The 15,470-nt window shown below is 52.6% G+C and carries 18 protein-coding genes and 1 pseudogene; 7 read left to right on the forward strand and 12 right to left on the reverse strand.

Annotated elements, in window-relative coordinates:
- Positions 1-82: 82 nt before the first annotated feature.
- On the forward strand, positions 83-1,009 hold the full coding sequence (locus tag PseuLF5_RS02125; RefSeq protein ID WP_222832796.1) for a LysR family transcriptional regulator: 927 nt from the start codon (positions 83-85) through the stop codon (positions 1,007-1,009).
- 398 nt (positions 1,010-1,407) lie between these two features.
- On the opposite strand, the gene PseuLF5_RS02130 is transcribed toward PseuLF5_RS02125, so the two are convergent.
- From PseuLF5_RS02130 to PseuLF5_RS02140, 3 genes are read right to left on the reverse strand one after another with little or no spacing between them, the layout of a single operon-like run.
- Positions 1,408-2,457: a tyrosine-type recombinase/integrase gene (locus PseuLF5_RS02130; RefSeq protein WP_340132815.1), complete on the reverse strand. Its 1,050-nt coding sequence runs from the start codon at positions 2,455-2,457 to the stop codon at positions 1,408-1,410.
- A gap of 1 nt (position 2,458) precedes the next feature.
- Complete coding sequence (locus tag PseuLF5_RS02135) at positions 2,459-2,701, reverse strand: DUF4224 domain-containing protein (protein ID WP_095190012.1); 243 nt, start codon at positions 2,699-2,701, stop codon at positions 2,459-2,461.
- 46 nt (positions 2,702-2,747) lie between these two features.
- A complete protein-coding gene (locus PseuLF5_RS02140) occupies positions 2,748-3,242 on the reverse strand; it encodes a hypothetical protein (protein WP_340132816.1) in 495 nt (164 codons plus the stop codon).
- Positions 3,243-3,309: 67 nt separating this feature from the next.
- On the opposite strand from PseuLF5_RS02140, the gene PseuLF5_RS02145 reads away from it, so the two are divergent.
- Complete coding sequence (locus tag PseuLF5_RS02145) at positions 3,310-3,879, forward strand: hypothetical protein (protein WP_340132817.1); 570 nt, start codon at positions 3,310-3,312, stop codon at positions 3,877-3,879.
- Between the two features lie 270 nt (positions 3,880-4,149).
- On the forward strand, positions 4,150-4,932 hold the full coding sequence (locus PseuLF5_RS02150; protein WP_340132818.1) for a hypothetical protein: 783 nt from the start codon (positions 4,150-4,152) through the stop codon (positions 4,930-4,932).
- 300 nt (positions 4,933-5,232) lie between these two features.
- Here the strand turns inward: PseuLF5_RS02150 and PseuLF5_RS02155 are convergent, their stop codons facing one another.
- Positions 5,233-6,333, reverse strand: coding sequence for an HNH endonuclease (locus PseuLF5_RS02155; RefSeq protein WP_340132819.1), 1,101 nt, complete (start codon positions 6,331-6,333; stop codon positions 5,233-5,235).
- Between the two features lie 222 nt (positions 6,334-6,555).
- Between PseuLF5_RS02155 and PseuLF5_RS02160 the strand changes: the two genes are divergently transcribed.
- Positions 6,556-7,203 carry an SLATT domain-containing protein gene (locus tag PseuLF5_RS02160; protein WP_123449186.1) on the forward strand — a complete coding sequence of 216 codons (648 nt, stop codon included), beginning with the start codon at positions 6,556-6,558 and terminating at the stop codon, positions 7,201-7,203.
- Here the strand turns inward: PseuLF5_RS02160 and PseuLF5_RS02165 are convergent.
- A complete protein-coding gene (locus PseuLF5_RS02165; RefSeq protein ID WP_340132820.1) occupies positions 7,200-8,069 on the reverse strand; it encodes a hypothetical protein in 870 nt (289 codons plus the stop codon). The genes PseuLF5_RS02160 and PseuLF5_RS02165 overlap by 4 nt on opposite strands.
- A 448-nt stretch (positions 8,070-8,517) precedes the next feature.
- Between PseuLF5_RS02165 and PseuLF5_RS02170 the strand changes: the two genes are divergently transcribed.
- Complete coding sequence (locus PseuLF5_RS02170) at positions 8,518-8,823, forward strand: hypothetical protein (protein WP_340132821.1); 306 nt, start codon at positions 8,518-8,520, stop codon at positions 8,821-8,823.
- A gap of 3 nt (positions 8,824-8,826) precedes the next feature.
- Here PseuLF5_RS02170 and PseuLF5_RS02175 read toward each other — a convergent pair whose 3' ends face one another.
- The 5 genes and pseudogenes from PseuLF5_RS02175 to PseuLF5_RS28110 form a co-directional block, all read right to left on the reverse strand.
- Entirely contained in the window at positions 8,827-9,141 is a 315-nt protein-coding gene (locus PseuLF5_RS02175; RefSeq protein WP_340132822.1) for a hypothetical protein, read from the reverse strand.
- A gap of 72 nt (positions 9,142-9,213) precedes the next feature.
- Positions 9,214-9,525, reverse strand: coding sequence for a hypothetical protein (locus PseuLF5_RS02180; RefSeq protein ID WP_340132823.1), 312 nt, complete (start codon positions 9,523-9,525; stop codon positions 9,214-9,216).
- The gene (locus tag PseuLF5_RS02185; protein ID WP_340132824.1) at positions 9,522-9,824 is read right to left on the reverse strand and encodes a hypothetical protein; all 303 of its coding nucleotides are present in this window, start codon (positions 9,822-9,824) and stop codon (positions 9,522-9,524) included. Before PseuLF5_RS02185 ends, PseuLF5_RS02180 begins: the two co-directional genes overlap by 4 nt.
- A gap of 433 nt (positions 9,825-10,257) precedes the next feature.
- A complete protein-coding gene (locus tag PseuLF5_RS02190) occupies positions 10,258-11,349 on the reverse strand; it encodes a methyl-accepting chemotaxis protein (RefSeq protein ID WP_429541718.1) in 1,092 nt (363 codons plus the stop codon).
- 198 nt (positions 11,350-11,547) lie between these two features.
- A pseudogene (locus PseuLF5_RS28110) lies at positions 11,548-11,823 on the reverse strand (PAS domain-containing protein); the annotation flags it as partial.
- A 591-nt stretch (positions 11,824-12,414) separates the two neighbouring features.
- On the opposite strand from PseuLF5_RS28110, the gene PseuLF5_RS02195 reads away from it, so the two are divergent.
- Positions 12,415-13,110: a hypothetical protein gene (locus PseuLF5_RS02195; protein WP_340132826.1), complete on the forward strand. Its 696-nt coding sequence runs from the start codon at positions 12,415-12,417 to the stop codon at positions 13,108-13,110.
- Complete coding sequence (locus PseuLF5_RS02200; RefSeq protein ID WP_340132827.1) at positions 13,107-14,294, forward strand: helix-turn-helix domain-containing protein; 1,188 nt, start codon at positions 13,107-13,109, stop codon at positions 14,292-14,294. The genes PseuLF5_RS02195 and PseuLF5_RS02200 overlap by 4 nt, the downstream gene beginning before the upstream one ends.
- A 99-nt stretch (positions 14,295-14,393) precedes the next feature.
- Here the strand turns inward: PseuLF5_RS02200 and PseuLF5_RS28115 are convergent, their stop codons facing one another.
- Together PseuLF5_RS28115 and PseuLF5_RS02205 are read right to left on the reverse strand one after the other, a co-directional pair.
- Positions 14,394-14,615 carry a hypothetical protein gene (locus PseuLF5_RS28115; protein WP_445262403.1) on the reverse strand — a complete coding sequence of 74 codons (222 nt, stop codon included), beginning with the start codon at positions 14,613-14,615 and terminating at the stop codon, positions 14,394-14,396.
- A gap of 83 nt (positions 14,616-14,698) precedes the next feature.
- Positions 14,699-15,430, reverse strand: a complete 732-nt coding sequence (locus PseuLF5_RS02205) for an XRE family transcriptional regulator (protein ID WP_340132828.1) — start codon at positions 15,428-15,430, stop codon at positions 14,699-14,701.
- Positions 15,431-15,470 lie beyond the last annotated feature (40 nt).

Raw genomic sequence — 15,470 nt, forward strand, 5'->3', positions numbered from 1 at the left:
CAAGCTTACTGGGGAATTATGTTCTGATTTATGATGTTTTTTATCATATCGACAGAACTCAATTCATGAATGCGGGGCGTACATGTTTTCCTCCGAGCGTTTAAAGGGCATTGATGTATTTGTCTGCGTTGCCGACTCCGGCAGCTTTAAAGGCGCTGCCGAGCGGATGAGTCTGACGGCTTCGGCAATCAGCAAAGGAATAGCTCGATTGGAGAGCAGGCTTGGGACTCGGTTGTTCCACCGAACAACTCGAAGCTTGTCACTGACGGATGCGGGGATTGCGTTCTATCGCACATGTACAGGCGTGCTGGCTGAGCTCGAAGAGGCTGAGCTGTCCCTACTTGCCGAAAACACTGAACCTCGCGGCAGGATTCGCATTGACCTTCCAGGTGCATTCGGCCGCCTGCAGGCACTTCCGGTCATTCTGCGGTTTGCCCAGGAACATGCACTGCTGCTGCCGCACATTTCGTTTTCCGACCGTTTCATCGATCCTATCGAGAAAGGTGCCGATATCGTCGTACGCATCGGTGGTTCGGACGTTTGGCCCGCCACATTGGGGCACCGCTATCTGGGCAGTGAGTGGCATATCTTCTGTGCGTCTCCCGCATATTTGAGTAAGCACGGCACGCCCTTGACCGATCGCGACCTGGAAAATCATCAGTGCATCGCTTACGGCTGGGCGGATGGGACGGTTAGCCCTTGGAGTTTTTCAGGACAGCATCCGGGCGAAATTGAACGCAGGGCGATAGCCGCAAAATTCGTTGTGGGAGATGGCGAAGGTTTGGTAATCGCGGTATCGGCGGGATGCGGGATCGCGCAGTTACCGTCATGGTTGATCGAACGTCAGCTTGAAGAGGGGACATTGGTTGAAGTGCTTCCCCAGTTGGCAACCGAAGGCCAGGCGATCAATCTGATTTGGCTAAAGAGCCGTCAGGCGCTTCCCAAGGTCAGTGCATTATTGGAGGCGCTTGCCGCTGGTTTGGTACCGTCTGCTAGCAAAATTCAATGACCGCTTATGGCCGAAAGCGGTCTACTGAGCATTCAATGCTACCGACGCGCTGTGCTTAGTTTGATTTGTTTAGCACCAACTTAACGGTGTCAGAAGGGTAGGGTTGCGGAAATGCCCGAATAGATGCGGAAACGATCCATAGAGAGAGGAGCAAATTTCCTGAATGCCAGAAACGACAAAGCCCTGAATAATCAGGGCTTTGTCGTACATAAGATGGCGGAGGCGATGGGATTCGAACTCATTGACCTGTTACAGTCGACGGTTTTCAAGACCGATATGCAAAGCCAATGAAACCGGGGCCTGTAGCCGCTTTTCGTTACGATACGTTTATTTTTTGACACCTCTACAGCCCGCATTCTACAAGGGGCGGATTTTGAGTTTTGTAACGGTTTTTGGGGCTATTTCGATGGCTTGGCAATGGCGCCAATTCGTCGATAGACGCGCTCGGTAATGTCTCCTTTGGTATGCCCCAAGAGTAGGCTCGCATCGCCGACGTCGAGGATTTCCGACGCCGCTTTCGGCCTGATGTCTCTGAACTGGAATCCTCCGATTTTCTCAGCCAGCTGAACATCGCCTTTTTCTTCAGCTTCTTTCTTGGCCCTTTCTCTGGCGTCGTCCCATCGATCGCGAAGCATCTTCGCGGTCATCCGCTTGCCGCGTGTGCTCACGATCAAATAGCTGCAAATGTGCTGAGCATTGCGCTCAGCCATTTGCCCGATCAACAGGCCCAGACTGTTTGGCTCATCACCGTCAGTCATCTGGATACGCAGCTTTTTGTGTGTCTTGTTCTGCTGCACACCCAAGTAATTTCCCTCGATATCGTCCTTCCTCATGACCAGGACATCTGCCGGTCTTTGCCCGGTCAGATAGGCTAAGTCCATCGCGTCTTTCAGCTCTTGAGCTGCCTTCATGTAAACAGCATCCCAAACCGTATCATTTGCGTAATAGTCCCTCGGTGTTTCTTTGTTTTTTCGCACGCCCTGGCAGGGATTTTCTTTGGTCGTCAGTCCCCATTCTCGAGCAATGTTGAAAACGTGGGAGAGGGTGGCAATCTCGCGATTCGCCCGAACCTTGGCGGACCGCGCGTCGCGGTATCCCGCGATAGTTGCTGGGGTGATTGAGTCGATGGGAGCGCTGTCGAACATCGGCCGAAGCTGCTTGATCTCCGCCAAATTGTCCTTCTGCGTCCGTGCCGCTTTCTTCGATACGATGTCGCGGATATATCGGTCGAAGATGCCTTTCATGGTGCGCAGATTAAGCGGCTTTTCCTTCGCCTCCAGCTCCGCCCATTTGACCCTGGCCAAGTCCAGATCCTTGCCCAGCGGGATCGCCTTGCCTGTCATATCCAAGTAGTAATAGGCGATCCAAACCTTTCCGCTTTTTCGTGTTCGTGTCCACTGGTACATCCGAGGCGGCAAGTTGCGTGTGTCGGCCTTGCGGGGGCGCATATCAATTCACTCGCGAGTAGTCTGGTGTCCATACCGGTGCAGCCGGCGGCGGGTTCGGATCGGCAACCGTAGGGCTGATCATGCCCAGCTTCATGCGGGCATACATGCGGCCCACCAGCGGGCGCTTGCCGCGGCTTTCAACGAACACCCACTGGCGATCAATCAGCCAGCGGCGCTGGTAGGCCCGGGCCTTGTAGCCGGTGAGTGCGGCCAGTTCCTCGTCGGAGAGGATTTCGGTTTCCATGAGATATTGCTCCATGCCGCGCGTGGCGGGAGAAGGTGGTGATGGGTTATGCGCCGGCCTTTGCCAGCACCGCGTCGGCAACGGCGATTGCGGCCTGCACATCGTCGACATATGCGGGGTCGAACCCGCCTGCCAGGCGAATGGTGGCTTGGCATGCGCGCAGGTTCTCGCGGGTGAGTTTCAGCGCGGCGACCAGCTCTTCGTGCAGACCGCGTTCCTCCCGGCCGATATCCCAGAAGCGCTGGCCCCAGTGTTCTGCCGGCGGCGGGTTGCTGTTCTGCGCGCCGAGTGCCAGTGCGCCGACCACAGCGTCCAGCAGGTCGCGCTTATAAACGTTGTCGCCGTCGATGCTCAGGCCGCGCCGGCGCAGTGTCGAAACCACCCCGTTCAGGTCGAGTTCTTTGTCTTGGAGCACGATGTCGAGTTCTGGTTTTTCAGGGGTGTAGATGGCCAGGCAGAGTTTGGCGCCGGCCGGCAGGCAGGCGCTGATCTCCTCCAGCGCATCGCTCGCTGTTTCATGAAAGCGGTTCAGTGCAGACATACGAATTCCTCGCCCGCCGTACACCAGCAGGCTGTCTAATTAAAAGGGTTTCGGGTTATCGTTTGAAATGGACGCTCCAGCGGGCGCAATGCGTGAAATATGCAGTATTGGACTATTCGATACGGAGCTTGAAAGGTTTATGGATATTCAGAATATTGAAAAAATAAATTTCTCAATTGCTGCTAATGTCTCTGTTGGACTGGTTGGTCTCGTCATACCGGGCTTCTTGTTATTATATATTTACAATCCAGAATTATTTGAACGATTAGATTTTATCAAGCTGCTGTTTCTTTCGGTATCTGCATGCCTCCCGACGTTTCTTGTGCCTTACGGAATAAGCTCGCTAATGCATCGAGTGATTTCGCAAGACCGCCCGGACGTGGTGGATCTGTGGGGCAGTCCAGTCGACTGGTATGTGAGGCACGCCTTTTCAAATTCGATAAACATGTACACGGGAATATTACTGGTGTGGATGTTTGATCTCGGATCTGTCGGCATTGTCTGGTCGGTTGTATGTGGAGTGGTTTTCAATACGCTAATGGAGTTTTTTCATTATTGGTATTTTCTAAAAAGGCCGAGCTCGTTGTATAGCGTCTGGCTGCAACCTTCTTCAGATAAGCCGCCGAAGATCGAGTAATAGTTTTAGCGCCCTATCATCGGTTTGATGACGCAGTGGGGCAGCGTTAAAGATATTTAAGGTTCCCTTTTTCGACGGGCACTATCTGTCCTTGCCGCTATAGCGGCTGACTTTGAAGGGGGAGGGAGTTGGATAGGGGTGGAGTACAGATGTAATCCAGAAAATGAATTTGATACTCGATGATTTTTCGGCATCTTGGATGCGCTAATCTCGATGCCCGTGAACCTGCCAATTTTTATTGCAGTAGTGTGTCGCTCAAGGGAAAAGCAAATGCGTAATGGTTTATGCGGTCTGTGCGGACAGGCAGGGATCTTAAAAAAAAGTCACCTGCTCCCTAAATCAGCCTACAAGCAAGTTAGAGATCTGCCCTCAGAAGGTGGGAAATCACCTATGAGGATAGACATGCAGTCAGGCAGATCTGGGAGGACTGATAAGCAGGTGGATGCTCATTTCCTATGTTCAAAATGCGAGTATCTTTTTTCCAAACATGGAGAAGCAATCGTTGCCAAGCATTGGGGCACCCATCATGAATTTCCTCTACTTGAACGTCTAATGACTATTCGTCCCGCAGAAATGAGCGTTCGCAGACGACTGTTTGTTCCCAACCAACTTCCCGACGATTTGAATTCGGCTCTCTACTACTTCGCAGTCAGCGTATTCTGGCGCGCCCTAGAATGGCCGGTCCCGGAGCCGGGCATAAAAAGCATTAAGGGGGCTTGCACTGGGGCGCAGCTAGAAAAGCTGAAGAGGTTTCTCTTGAATCCGCAGGGGTACATAGAGGGTTTCTTGCTAGTGGCGGACGTCAACACTCAGCCAGAAATGAATGGGATTATGTCGCTGCCAGCACTAATGGCTATTCCAAACATCAACGGTATACAGTTCGACCTCTTGGGGATTAGATTCATGATGTTTGTTGGTGATAATCTCCCCGAGGAGCTTGAATTCTTACAGCGTAGGATAAACCGTAACTTCATTATTGTAACATCTGATCACTCCGGAAGTAATTCGGCGAAGCAAGTCGCTAAATTTCTGCACGACAATGATATTGATTGAAGTTCAGTGATTCCGTTGCCGAACGGCCTAGTGTAGACGTTGTTGTGGGCCTAATGCGGCCGCTGCTTCGCAGTGGTTTACCTTCCATGGATCATTCGCCTGGGCCAGTGCTGCCATTGGCGGTGGGCCGACGCTGTCCCCGAACATGTGGACCTGCTGTGTCTTGGTGAAAGGCTTGCGTCGGCACCGTGGCTGATTCTCCCGCAACTGATCGCTTTACAAGATCTGCTCACCGAGCCGTCGCACTCAGCGACCGCGCCAGGTTAGGTACAGCTAGCGGTACTTTTCTAGAACAAAAAATTACGATTTGGGCTCGATACTGGCTATGTAAGCTTTCAGCGCTTCGTTCTTCGCCTTTCCGTTGAGGCCGTGGTGGATTTCTCGATGGCAGGTAGGACAAATGGCGCCTATGAAGCGTGGGTGATCTAGGCCACCATCTGATAGTCGATTGACATGGTGCGGCTCTAGATAGGGTGATCCATTCGTCTTCATGAAGGGGGCCGGATTTTCACAGCTTTCGCAATTACCACCAGATCTTCTCAAAACGTATTCGGCAATACGTCTGTTGCGACGATAAACAGTTCTTCGAGCCGATCCTTTCTCTCCTGCCGAACCAGATTCCGCCGCAGCGAGAGCAAGCTTTCGTGCCTCGGCAAGAGATATAGCTGGCCCCAGCGCGTCGTCTTCTTCTGCGTAGGTATGCGAGTCGAAATCTACCTCCACGGGAACGAGGTTAAATCTTACTATTTTCCTGTCCTTTTTAAACTTGTCCGGGCCCCGATTCCACTCGTGACTCGCACAGGTGTATTCACCAATGTATTTTTGACCCTGCTTGTTGCCAATTATTTCGAAGACATGCAGCGCTTTGCCCTGTTTAACATGCTCGAGAATTGCAAGATTGCCCTTGGTGAGAGTCATGTCGTCGACTTGACCCTCCCCGGTGTAGATGAAGACGCCATCATTGCTATGTTTATCTTCATAACCGTATTGCCCGCCTGTAGCCCCTGAAAAGATAAAAATCGCAGGTGATTTTGTAGATGGTGAAATTCCGCTATATGCGCTCCCGCCAAACAGTTGATGGATCTCTGTTTGCCGGTCATATACCTGGCCTACCACGAACCGAAGCTCCGGAGGTAACGACCGCGGCATCGCTACGATCGTGAAGCCACGTCGCTTGAGGTAGCCATTCGTAGGCTGCCCACCTGAGAAAAGGCCTACTGGAATGCCGGTAGCCAAGGACACAATCTTCTTCGCTGGATAGAGTTGATCATTTGCACTAATCGCATATAGGTGCGCTTGATTGTTCATCCAGTCTTTCCATTCAGGCTTGTACCGTAACTCTTCATCGAACTGCTTAAGGGCGTTTTCCAGTATTTCTCTTTTAACGGATGGCAGTTTCAATCGACTTCCTTGTGAGCTGCAAAATCATCAGGGAGTGAATGCTCGCTCGTCCAGCAGTTTGGTGCAATAGTCCCTGAACGGTATTCGTGATGCTGCTACCGGCGCGCATGTCCAAAGGTGGGACCTAGGCTTTCTCCAAGACGTCTGAGTAAATCGAACCGTAAGTGGTGGGAGTCAGGCGGCTTGGCGGATATGATGCGGACCTGGGAAGGGGGGGACGCAATGGCACAGTCGGATAGCTTTAAAAATCTATACAAAAAAATGGATGCGACGTCAAAAACGAGGTTTCACGCTGCACGCAGGCTGAAGCTGCATGCGAAGCTGTCTACCTATACCGTTGTAGTTTTGTCTCTGGTGCTGATTCTTGTGTCCCTGATGCAGGCGTACGATCTGGGAGTGAATATCAAAAAGAAAGAAGTCGTTCTGCTTCAGGTCTTCGCTTCGATAGCGGTATTGGTGTACTCGCTTCTCATGGAGAAGAACGATTTCTCCAGCCGTTCAGAAAAAATGTACTCCTGCGCGTCAAAGCTAGGCGAGCTGAAGCAAAAGTCACATCCCAAGGCAAATGACGATGCTTTTGATAAAGATACATATGACTCTTGCTGGAAAGAGTATCACGACGTTTTGAAGCTGTATGAGACACACTCCAGCAATGATTTCAGAGGCGACTACTTGCGGGCAAAGCTGGAGATGTCAGAGCATTACCCTATCGAAGGCCTACCGAAATTTCTCGCAAGTGCGAAGGTGTGGTTTCTGTATTTGTTGGACTTTGTGGCTTACCCCGTAGTTGCTGCGGTACTTGTAGTAGCGCTTTATTGGGTCTGGATAGGGTTCAGTCCGGCACCGATCGTGCCGCTCGCAGGTATCTAGTCGCCGCAGACGCAGTTGATGTCTTCAGAGAGATAGTCAAAATCGAAGTCGGTCTGCCGGGATCGTTGCTCGGCAGACCAGCCCATCGTCTTGTAGTCGGCGCGATCTTGCCGGAACACCTGGCCGAACCGTTCCTCAGTACCTGACCACCAGATCACCCGCGACGGGTCGTCCATGATGGTCTTGATCAGCTTGCCTTCGTTCTTCTTCCAGCACAGGTCGCAGTTGCCGAAGTCCGAATCCATGCCGAGGTCGAAGCGTTGCATCCTCCAAAACTCGGCCACATCCTCCTTGGTGATGCCGGCGGTGTAGGAGGGACAGACATTGTCCCATCGGGTGCCACCGCGATCGTTGGCAGCCATCATGCGGTGGTAGCGCTTCGGTTCGTCGTACCGGATGCCAACCACGCAATCCCACTCTGTGTAGCCCAGGGCGCGCATGTGTTTTTCGCCGATCTTCACCTTCAGGTAAGCGGTGCACATGTTGTTCGAGAAGTTTGGCAGAACCGGAGGCAGGTTCTTTTCTGCCTTCCGATACGCCGCGTAATACTCAAGCATCATCGTGAATGGCTCGCCGTTGCGGCTTGCTGTTTCGAAGTCAACCAGCTTGTACCAGGGTGCGTCATCCGGCTGCCCGTACACGCGGCACCACTCCATCCAGACGATGCTCACGCTCCAGCGTTTGGCGATCTGATCTATGAAGACCAGCGTTTCCTCGCGTTCCTTGCCGGTGTTCTGGAAGAACAGGTGAACGTCTGGTGGCAGAACTCCGCCATGCGCCTCGAGGATTTTGTAGACCATGTGCCCGCTGGTGCGGCCACCGCTGATGCCGATCTGGGCCGGGCCAGTGATCAGGTAGGGGTTCATAACTACTCCAGACAGCCGATTGCCTCGCCGGCTGGCGTGATTCGTAGAAGTGGGGTAAATAGACTCGAAAAACTGAGGTATTGAATGAACAGTCTTAAGTTGGTGCTAACCGTATTGCTTTGCGCATGCTCGATAATTTCCTGCTTCTGCTGGGCGAAGTCCGCACTTGCAAAAGTGCCTGCGAAAATCCCTGGCAGTCATTTGGTATGGACCGATGAGAGCGGTTTTGAGACTGACCTAGTAGCTACAGCGCAGGCGCAGACCAAATGGAATCAGGTGGCCGCTGCTTTTGCTTCCGTAGCAGCCATCGCTCAAGGCGCCCTAGCTGCGATCACCTGGTAGCATCGCCGCCATCCGTAACCGGTGGTGGCAATTTGGTTTGGGTTGGAGTATTGATTTGCTTACGTCGACAGCTGAGGCGTGACAAACCTATCTAGGAAGCATGCGCATGAGCGATGAAAACGAAAAACAGCCGAGCAGAACTGCCATTACGCTTGCTGGAAACGTTACGGGGTTCAGAGTCAGAGGCGGCACGTTTGTCGGTCACGACAAGCTGATAGTCGCCAAGGATGTCGACGGCATAGGCCCGAGTGATGTTCTTCTCGATGATGTCAACGTGTTTCGAGCGCATCCGGCACCAGTAGCAGTGCCCATCAAGAAACCTTGGTACAAAGACGTTCTCTACCAAGTTGTTGCAGGCGTTGTGGTTCTGGCGGTTACCTTGCTTGCGGCGCACTTAGGTCTGAAGTCCTGACAACTAATCTTCGTGACCGATTCGAATGGCTTCGCGGTCGTGGGCAAGTTTCAATTTGCGCGACACGTTTTCGGGAATCTCGTATTTGTGTCGCGGTGGCGGCTCAAGTAGAGGAAGGGCGCCGCCGGGGCCAAGGCCGTGCAGGTGGTGAACCATCAGCGTGATTGCCTCGCCTGCTTCCTCGATACCGCTCCAAGCCATCAGCTCAGCAAGTGCTTGCCGCGTGCCTGGCAGGCAGTGAAGCCTGATCTCTTCTTCGCCGCGACTCTTCCTCTTCGCCGCGGCTTTCTCTGACCGTTCCGCGTTGCTCTTGGCCATGGCCTACCTCTTCAATTCCGCTGGCCGGCAAGTCCAGCCAGGTCTGTCGTTTGCGTTGTTGGGGTCTTCGTTTCATGAGTCTTTGAATTTGATCTTGTTCTCGCTGGCGATGAGCACGGCGCGTTTGTGCCCGATCTTCAGCTCAGTGCAGGCTTGGTAGAGGTTTGCGCCGCTGTCGGACAGCCGCTGCAGCTCCGGCGCGATCTTTTCTCGTTTGGCGCGCAGCTTGTTGCCGTGCGCGGTGCCGAAGGTCAGTTCGCGCTCGCCGGAAACGCCGGACTCTACGTGCTGAATCTTCTTGCCGGTGCCGAAGAACTGTTCCAGCGCTTGGTTGAGGTGGTCGGTGATCTGATCGCGCGGATCGGGGAGTGGAGTGCCGATCAATGCACATCTTCCACTAGGCGATTGGCCTGTTTTTCAAATGCGACAGCCATGTTCACCGCGACCTGATAGTTGAAGCGGAAGGCCTTAGTCTTGCCGGTGACCAGGTCAACGATGTGGTACGCATTCCCGACCGTCTTCACCTGAAAGCGCACTTTCTTATCTGGCGCCGCCAGACCTGCAAGGCGAGCGAACTCTCCACGGGCTGCGTGGGTGCGAATCAACAGGGCGTCGAGAACTTCCCGGCGCTGTTGCATCAGTGGGTGCATTTCGACCTGAGCAATTTCTGTTGCGTGCTTCATGGTTGATTACCTGTCGGTTGTCATCCCAAGCAGCCCTCGCGAGAAGGCTGCTCAGTGATGCTTTCCGTTTCTCGCTGCACTTCAACGCCGGAGTCCTCTCTCTGCCCGCTGCCGCAACTGGCGTCACATCGGGTGGCTGTGCAACTTTGCGTGCTCTCATGAGGGAGCCCGGCCAGTTCCAGAGCTGGCATGGGGATCGAAATTTGTGTTTCGCGCTGTTCCCGTTGCCGGGGATCGATCCGCGAAGATTCCAGATTGTGAAAGAGCGGCGGGCCAGTTGAGGACCTTTGCAGTGGCTATGTGTCGCTGCGATGGGTGAAATATAGGTACACCCATATTTAGTGTCAATGGGAATTCCCATAAAATTTAACTCTCCCGTATTTCCGGTCGCAAAAAAGCCCGCACTGGGCGGGCTTCTCTCGGAAGTTTTCAGCTACCGGTTAAAGCGCTCAACCAACGAATATTGCGTAGACGCCGTCTTGGTCAACTCCTTGTTCAGGTTTGCCGATTCGTGTGCTTGCCCGGAAGTTTGGTCGGCCAAGTGAGCGATCGTTGTGATGTTGCGACTGATTTCCTCGGCCACGGCGCTTTGCTCTTCCGTGGCAGCAGCAATCTGCGTGGTCATGTCCGTGATATTGGAGACCGCCTCGCTGATACCCACCAAGGCTTTGTCCGCCTCAAGTACCCAAGAAACGCCTTCTTGGGCTTGGCGGTGACCGCTTTCCATTATCTGTACCGCGTTGTTGGACGAAGTCTGTAGCTTGGTTATCAGATCATGGATCTGAGTAGTCGATTGCGAAGTGCGCTGGGCTAGCTGGCGAACCTCATCAGCTACTACCGCGAAACCTCGGCCCATGTCGCCAGCGCGCGCAGCCTCGATTGCGGCATTCAGTGCCAGTAGGTTGGTTTGATCAGCGATGCCTTTGATTACGTCGACGACTGTGCCTATTTCGCTACTGTCCTTGGCCAACTGTGCGACCGTCAGGCTTGTTTCGCCAACAACAGCAGAGAGCCGCTCGATAGCCTCACGGGTATCCCGAGCCACATCACGGCCTCGACTGGTCAGGTGGTTGGCTTGCTGGGTGGCATCAGCCGTCCTCTGGACGTGGCTGGCAACTTCCTGGGTGGTCGCAGCCATCTGATTGACCGCGGCAGAGACCTGCTCTGTTTCTACACGCTGGCGATCTAGGCCTTTTGAGCTGTCAGCGGCAAGCACGTCGGATTGCTCCGCCAGCGCACTGAGTTGTTCGGCCGTGTCTTGCAGGCGTGTCAGACAAGTTTTAAGGCGCGAAGTCTGACTGACGAAGGCTGCCTCTAAGCGAGCTTCTGGCCCGCTTGCATCGCTGTACATTTGAGCGATCAATGAGTCTGAGGTAGAGGGTTCGGCCATCTGTAGCAGGCGCAGCGTTCCTCGAGCCTGCCAGCGCGAAGAGAGCAAACCGATCGGCACTGCTATGCCTACAGCCAAGGCTATAGCTAAAGGTGCACTGAAGAATAAACCGAATGAGGAGCCTGCCAAACCGATGGCTACATAAGGCAGGCAAGTTGTTAGAGCTGGTAGCCAGTGATCCTGAAGAGGGATTGCCGCCTTTCCCTGACTGATGCGCTTATATAGGGATTCGGCGCGGCGTATCTGATCAGTTGTTGGTTTTACTCGGACCGATTCAAAGCCAACAACCTGGCTGCCTTCGAATATTGGCGTGACGTAGGCATTGACCCAGTAGTGATCGCCATTTCTTGAGCGGTTCTTGACGATACCCATCCATGGTCGGCCTTGCTTGAGAGCAGTCCACATGTGTGCGAAGACAGCAGGGGGGACATCAGGATGACGTACGATATTTTGCGGAGCACCAATAAGATCGGCCTTATCAAAACCGCTGATCTCTACAAAGGCGTCATTGCAGTACGTAATGACTCCTCGAGCATCTGTCGTTGAGATGAGCTTCTGCTGTGGTGCGAGTGTAATCTCACGCTGCGTTACGGGCTGATTGTTTCTCATTCCGATGACTCCATGGTTCCTTAGGAAGGCATCGGCCAAAACTCGGATAAGGTGAGCTGTTTTTTCAAAAAAAATCTTTTAATAACAATGAGTTGCATTTGTTATTTCATGTTTTTTGGATCCAAGTTGTTGGTCTAGATATGCTCTTGATTTTGATCAAGAAATGCAGTCCGTTGCCTAAGTGAAATTTTCAACTCACTAGGTAATCCGCCATGAGTGACGATCAAAAAAGGGAAGGCCCTGGCCGCCCGGCAAATTATGTGAAAAGTCCGAAATCAGGATGAGCGCCGACAAGCAATGCGTCGCGCTGCTACTGCTAGCGGACGAGTACAAAAGCTCACATATGATCTACGGCGATGACTGGCGGGAGCTGGTAGAAGAGGCGACAGCCTTCTATGCGCACTCGGTCGAGGGGCTTGAGGGTGGTACGTAGGTGGGAAGGGCAGGCATGAAAAAGCCCGGCACCAGGCCGGAAGCATTGCTATTGATCGGAAAGGCTGGGGTGCCGACTTGCTGCAAGTCTGCGGCATGCTATTATCGGTTAACGGTGAAAAAACGAAGAAAATCCAGATTGCGGGAATTGATTAAAATATGACCAGAGTTGATATTCAGGAAGAGGTTGAAAGCCTACTGGTAGCTCATTTCCCAAGAGATTTTTGGGTCAGAGCATTGGATGATCTGCATGCGGCATATGGTATGGCGTACGACACCATGACCGTGCGTTTGCAGCTTCATAAACACGAACTTTTGAGGGCACTGCCGCAGGCTCGCCACTATAAACTGAGTTCGACCATGCGGAGCATTGCCGAGTCGTCCGGGCTCGAAGTGTTAGATTTGAAGGCAGATCACTCGGGAGAGAATTACGTTGTATTAAGGTCTGGACCTCTTCAGCTTGGTCGAATTGGCGTGAATCAAGGTAGCTCGCTGCCTCGGGGGGCGAAGCATCGAGCGCTGATTGCTGCATTGAACGCAAGGCTTGAGGGTGTCACGCATGATTTGTTTTCACCAACTGTTCACATGCTTCCCTCAAGCACGCTTGGCTTGCTCTTGGTTAACGTAAATCCTAAGCAGAACCTCGATCAGGACCGGATGATTGATCTTCAAGTCGGAGTTCCATACAGCGATCTTTCAGGATGGCACTATCTTCAGCCATGCTCGAAAGTTTTGACAAAGTACTCAGACCTGCCTGCGGTAGAAGGCCCGGTCGTACTGACAGATAAGGCGGTTATTCGATTGAAAGAAGTAATTAGCGAAATCGAAGCATCGGAATCCAGAGATAAGTCATGAGAGTCGGCGTTTCTGGTTTTGTTCCTGCTCGCCTCACTCAGGCGCGAGTACTGGCTTCATTGACTAGGCTTGAGTTGAGCGAGCGTATCGGTAAATCGTCTTCTTCTATTTCGCGATGGGAGAAAGGAGAAAGCGCTCCCGAGTCAGAGGCTCTTGAAAGTATTTCTTTTGTGCTTGGTTTTCCGGTTGCTTGGTTTACTCGTCCAATCTCAAGTAAGCCGTTATCGCCAGTTTTTTATAGAACATTAGCGAGTACGAGCAGCGATCTACGCGGGAAAGCTGGAACGAAGATGGATTGGCTCCAGGAGATTGCTGGGTATTTGTCTACTTGGCTCGACTGGCCAGAATTGAATTTACCTAGCTGCGAGGTTACCGATCACCGAGAACTAGACTTTCCCGAGATAGCAAGAACTGCTTTAAAGTGCAGGGAGATGTGGGGGCTTGGACTCGGCCCGATAGCTGACCTGTCCATGGCAGCAGAAGGTGCTGGGATAATCTGTGCACACGTCCATCAAGGCAACACAAAAATGGACGGTCTGTCTCAGTGGGACGAGTCTCAGAAAAGACCTTTTATTTTACTTTCTAGTGATAAGGGTAACTATTACCGCTCTAGATTCGACCTTGCACATGAGATCGGTCATGTAGTTCTTCACAAAAATATAAAGACATTTGACATTTTACATCTCAAAGAGATTGAACAGCAGGCAAACTATTTTGCGAGTTGTCTATTGCTGCCTGAGGAGCTCCTGTCTATTGAGCTTCCAAGATATCCATCTCTGGAGAATTTGCTTTCATTGAAGCGGCGATGGAATGTCTCTGTAGCTGCGATCATTTACCGAGCTGAGAAGTCGCTGCTAATCGGTGAGCAGGAGGCGTTAAGGCTTAGGAAAAGCTACTCTGCTCGCGGGTGGATGAAGGGCGAACCGCTCGACAATGATTCTGCTCTAGAGAGCGTTCGGCTAATGCCGAGAGCAATAAAAGCCATTTTAGATGCTAATATTAAAACAAAGGTGTCGATAGTTCGAGATTTGATGATGCCTGTGAAGGATGTTGAGCAGCTTTGCGGACTCGCTGACGGTTTCCTAGCGTTTCATCCTAAGATAATTAGCAACCCACTTCCGAAGCTTAAGAGCCTTCAAGATGACTCAGGCTCTAATGTGATCGAGTTTAAAAAGAAAGGATAAGTTTTTTCTCAGGGCTGGAGGGCGCACCGCACTCCAGCCTTTAATGAGTGCTAAAAAATCAGCGTTCGGTCTAACATCTTCGCTCAATCCTTCTCGCGCTCACCTCGTCTCCACACCGTAGAAATGGTTGAGCAGTATCAACTCAACCACAGCCACGAAAATGCAAAATACCAGAAAGCCATGACTGAAAACGCGCTTACGGCCTGGCGAGCCTCCACCCATCCAGCTAACGCCTGATTCGCATGCGGTCAGCACCAATAACACTGTCCAAGCAAAGGCCCATAGCTTTCCCCAGAAGCCCAGATTTCTGAATGAGGTCATCTATGTTTGTCCGTGTCCCGTTTTACTCGGCCGGTCATTATTTCGTTCGCATTGCCAGCCAGCTTGTCCTCAGCCTCCGACCTTCAGCGTGAGTACATGGCCCACCAAAAAACGTGTCCCAGAATCGAGATCTGCTGCTCCTGGATCTGCTGGAACGTGTAGTCCTCGTCCGGATGTTCGTCGCGGTTGAAGCTGCGCAGGCGGATTCCGATCGGAATACGGTAGACCTGTTTCACACGAAGCTGGCCGTTGTGGTTGATGGCGTACATCTCGCCGTCGACGATATCGCTCAGTGAGTTTTTCCCCACGTTTACGCCAACGGTGGCGCCGTCGCGCAGCACAGGCATCATGCTGTTCCCGCCAACCCTCACGCACTTCGCGTTACTGAACTGAACGCCGTTGTGTCGCAGATCCTTCTTGTTGAAGCGCAGTCGCGAGTTTGCGTTTTCCTCAATCGCAAACCTGCCAGATCCGGCCGCCAGTTCTACTTCATGAAGGAAGGGGACATAGACCTCGTCATCATCGAGCGGGGTTTCGTCGTCCCAGGTCTCGATAGTCCCAAGTTTTACGCTGGGCTGAATCCCCTCCAGCTTTTGCGTATCGACTCCCTTGAGCATCTCACCGGCACCTTCTGCCAGCCATATAGGGGATACGCCACATACTGAGGCGATCTGAGCTGCGAAAGCCGTAGCCTTCGATTTTCCCCTCTCCAAATCGGAGATTGAGGTCTGAGTGAGGCCGGCGCGTTCTGCAAGCTCGGTCTGATTGAGCTTGGCGTATCGGCGGGCTGCTTTGAGTCGGTCTTTGAATTCCATCTGCGAAGTATTACGGGCGCTCCCATACTCTTGCAAATCG

Source organism: Pseudomonas sp. LF-5 (assembly GCF_037626295.1).
GTDB classification, from domain to species: domain Bacteria; phylum Pseudomonadota; class Gammaproteobacteria; order Pseudomonadales; family Pseudomonadaceae; genus Aquipseudomonas; species Aquipseudomonas monsensis.

Bases quoted from the DNA above. Each gene is read 5' to 3' on its own strand.
- PseuLF5_RS02200 (WP_340132827.1), top strand. From the start codon at position 13,107: ATGAGAGTCGGCGTTTCTGGTTTTGTTCCTGCTCGCCTCACTCAGGCG.
- PseuLF5_RS02170 (WP_340132821.1), top strand. From the start codon at position 8,518: ATGAGCGATGAAAACGAAAAACAGCCGAGCAGAACTGCCATTACGCTT.
- PseuLF5_RS02130 (WP_340132815.1), bottom strand. From the start codon at position 2,457: ATGCGCCCCCGCAAGGCCGACACACGCAACTTGCCGCCTCGGATGTAC.
- PseuLF5_RS02145 (WP_340132817.1), top strand. From the start codon at position 3,310: ATGGACGCTCCAGCGGGCGCAATGCGTGAAATATGCAGTATTGGACTA.
- PseuLF5_RS02175 (WP_340132822.1), bottom strand. From the start codon at position 9,141: ATGGCCAAGAGCAACGCGGAACGGTCAGAGAAAGCCGCGGCGAAGAGG.
- PseuLF5_RS02135 (WP_095190012.1), bottom strand. From the start codon at position 2,701: ATGGAAACCGAAATCCTCTCCGACGAGGAACTGGCCGCACTCACCGGC.
- PseuLF5_RS02160 (WP_123449186.1), top strand. From the start codon at position 6,556: ATGGCACAGTCGGATAGCTTTAAAAATCTATACAAAAAAATGGATGCG.
- PseuLF5_RS02185 (WP_340132824.1), bottom strand. From the start codon at position 9,824: ATGAAGCACGCAACAGAAATTGCTCAGGTCGAAATGCACCCACTGATG.
- PseuLF5_RS02195 (WP_340132826.1), top strand. From the start codon at position 12,415: ATGACCAGAGTTGATATTCAGGAAGAGGTTGAAAGCCTACTGGTAGCT.
- PseuLF5_RS02165 (WP_340132820.1), bottom strand. From the start codon at position 8,069: ATGAACCCCTACCTGATCACTGGCCCGGCCCAGATCGGCATCAGCGGT.
- PseuLF5_RS28115 (WP_445262403.1), bottom strand. From the start codon at position 14,615: ATGACCTCATTCAGAAATCTGGGCTTCTGGGGAAAGCTATGGGCCTTT.
- PseuLF5_RS02205 (WP_340132828.1), bottom strand. From the start codon at position 15,430: ATGGAATTCAAAGACCGACTCAAAGCAGCCCGCCGATACGCCAAGCTC.
- PseuLF5_RS02150 (WP_340132818.1), top strand. From the start codon at position 4,150: ATGCGTAATGGTTTATGCGGTCTGTGCGGACAGGCAGGGATCTTAAAA.
- PseuLF5_RS02125 (WP_222832796.1), top strand. From the start codon at position 83: ATGTTTTCCTCCGAGCGTTTAAAGGGCATTGATGTATTTGTCTGCGTT.
- PseuLF5_RS02140 (WP_340132816.1), bottom strand. From the start codon at position 3,242: ATGTCTGCACTGAACCGCTTTCATGAAACAGCGAGCGATGCGCTGGAG.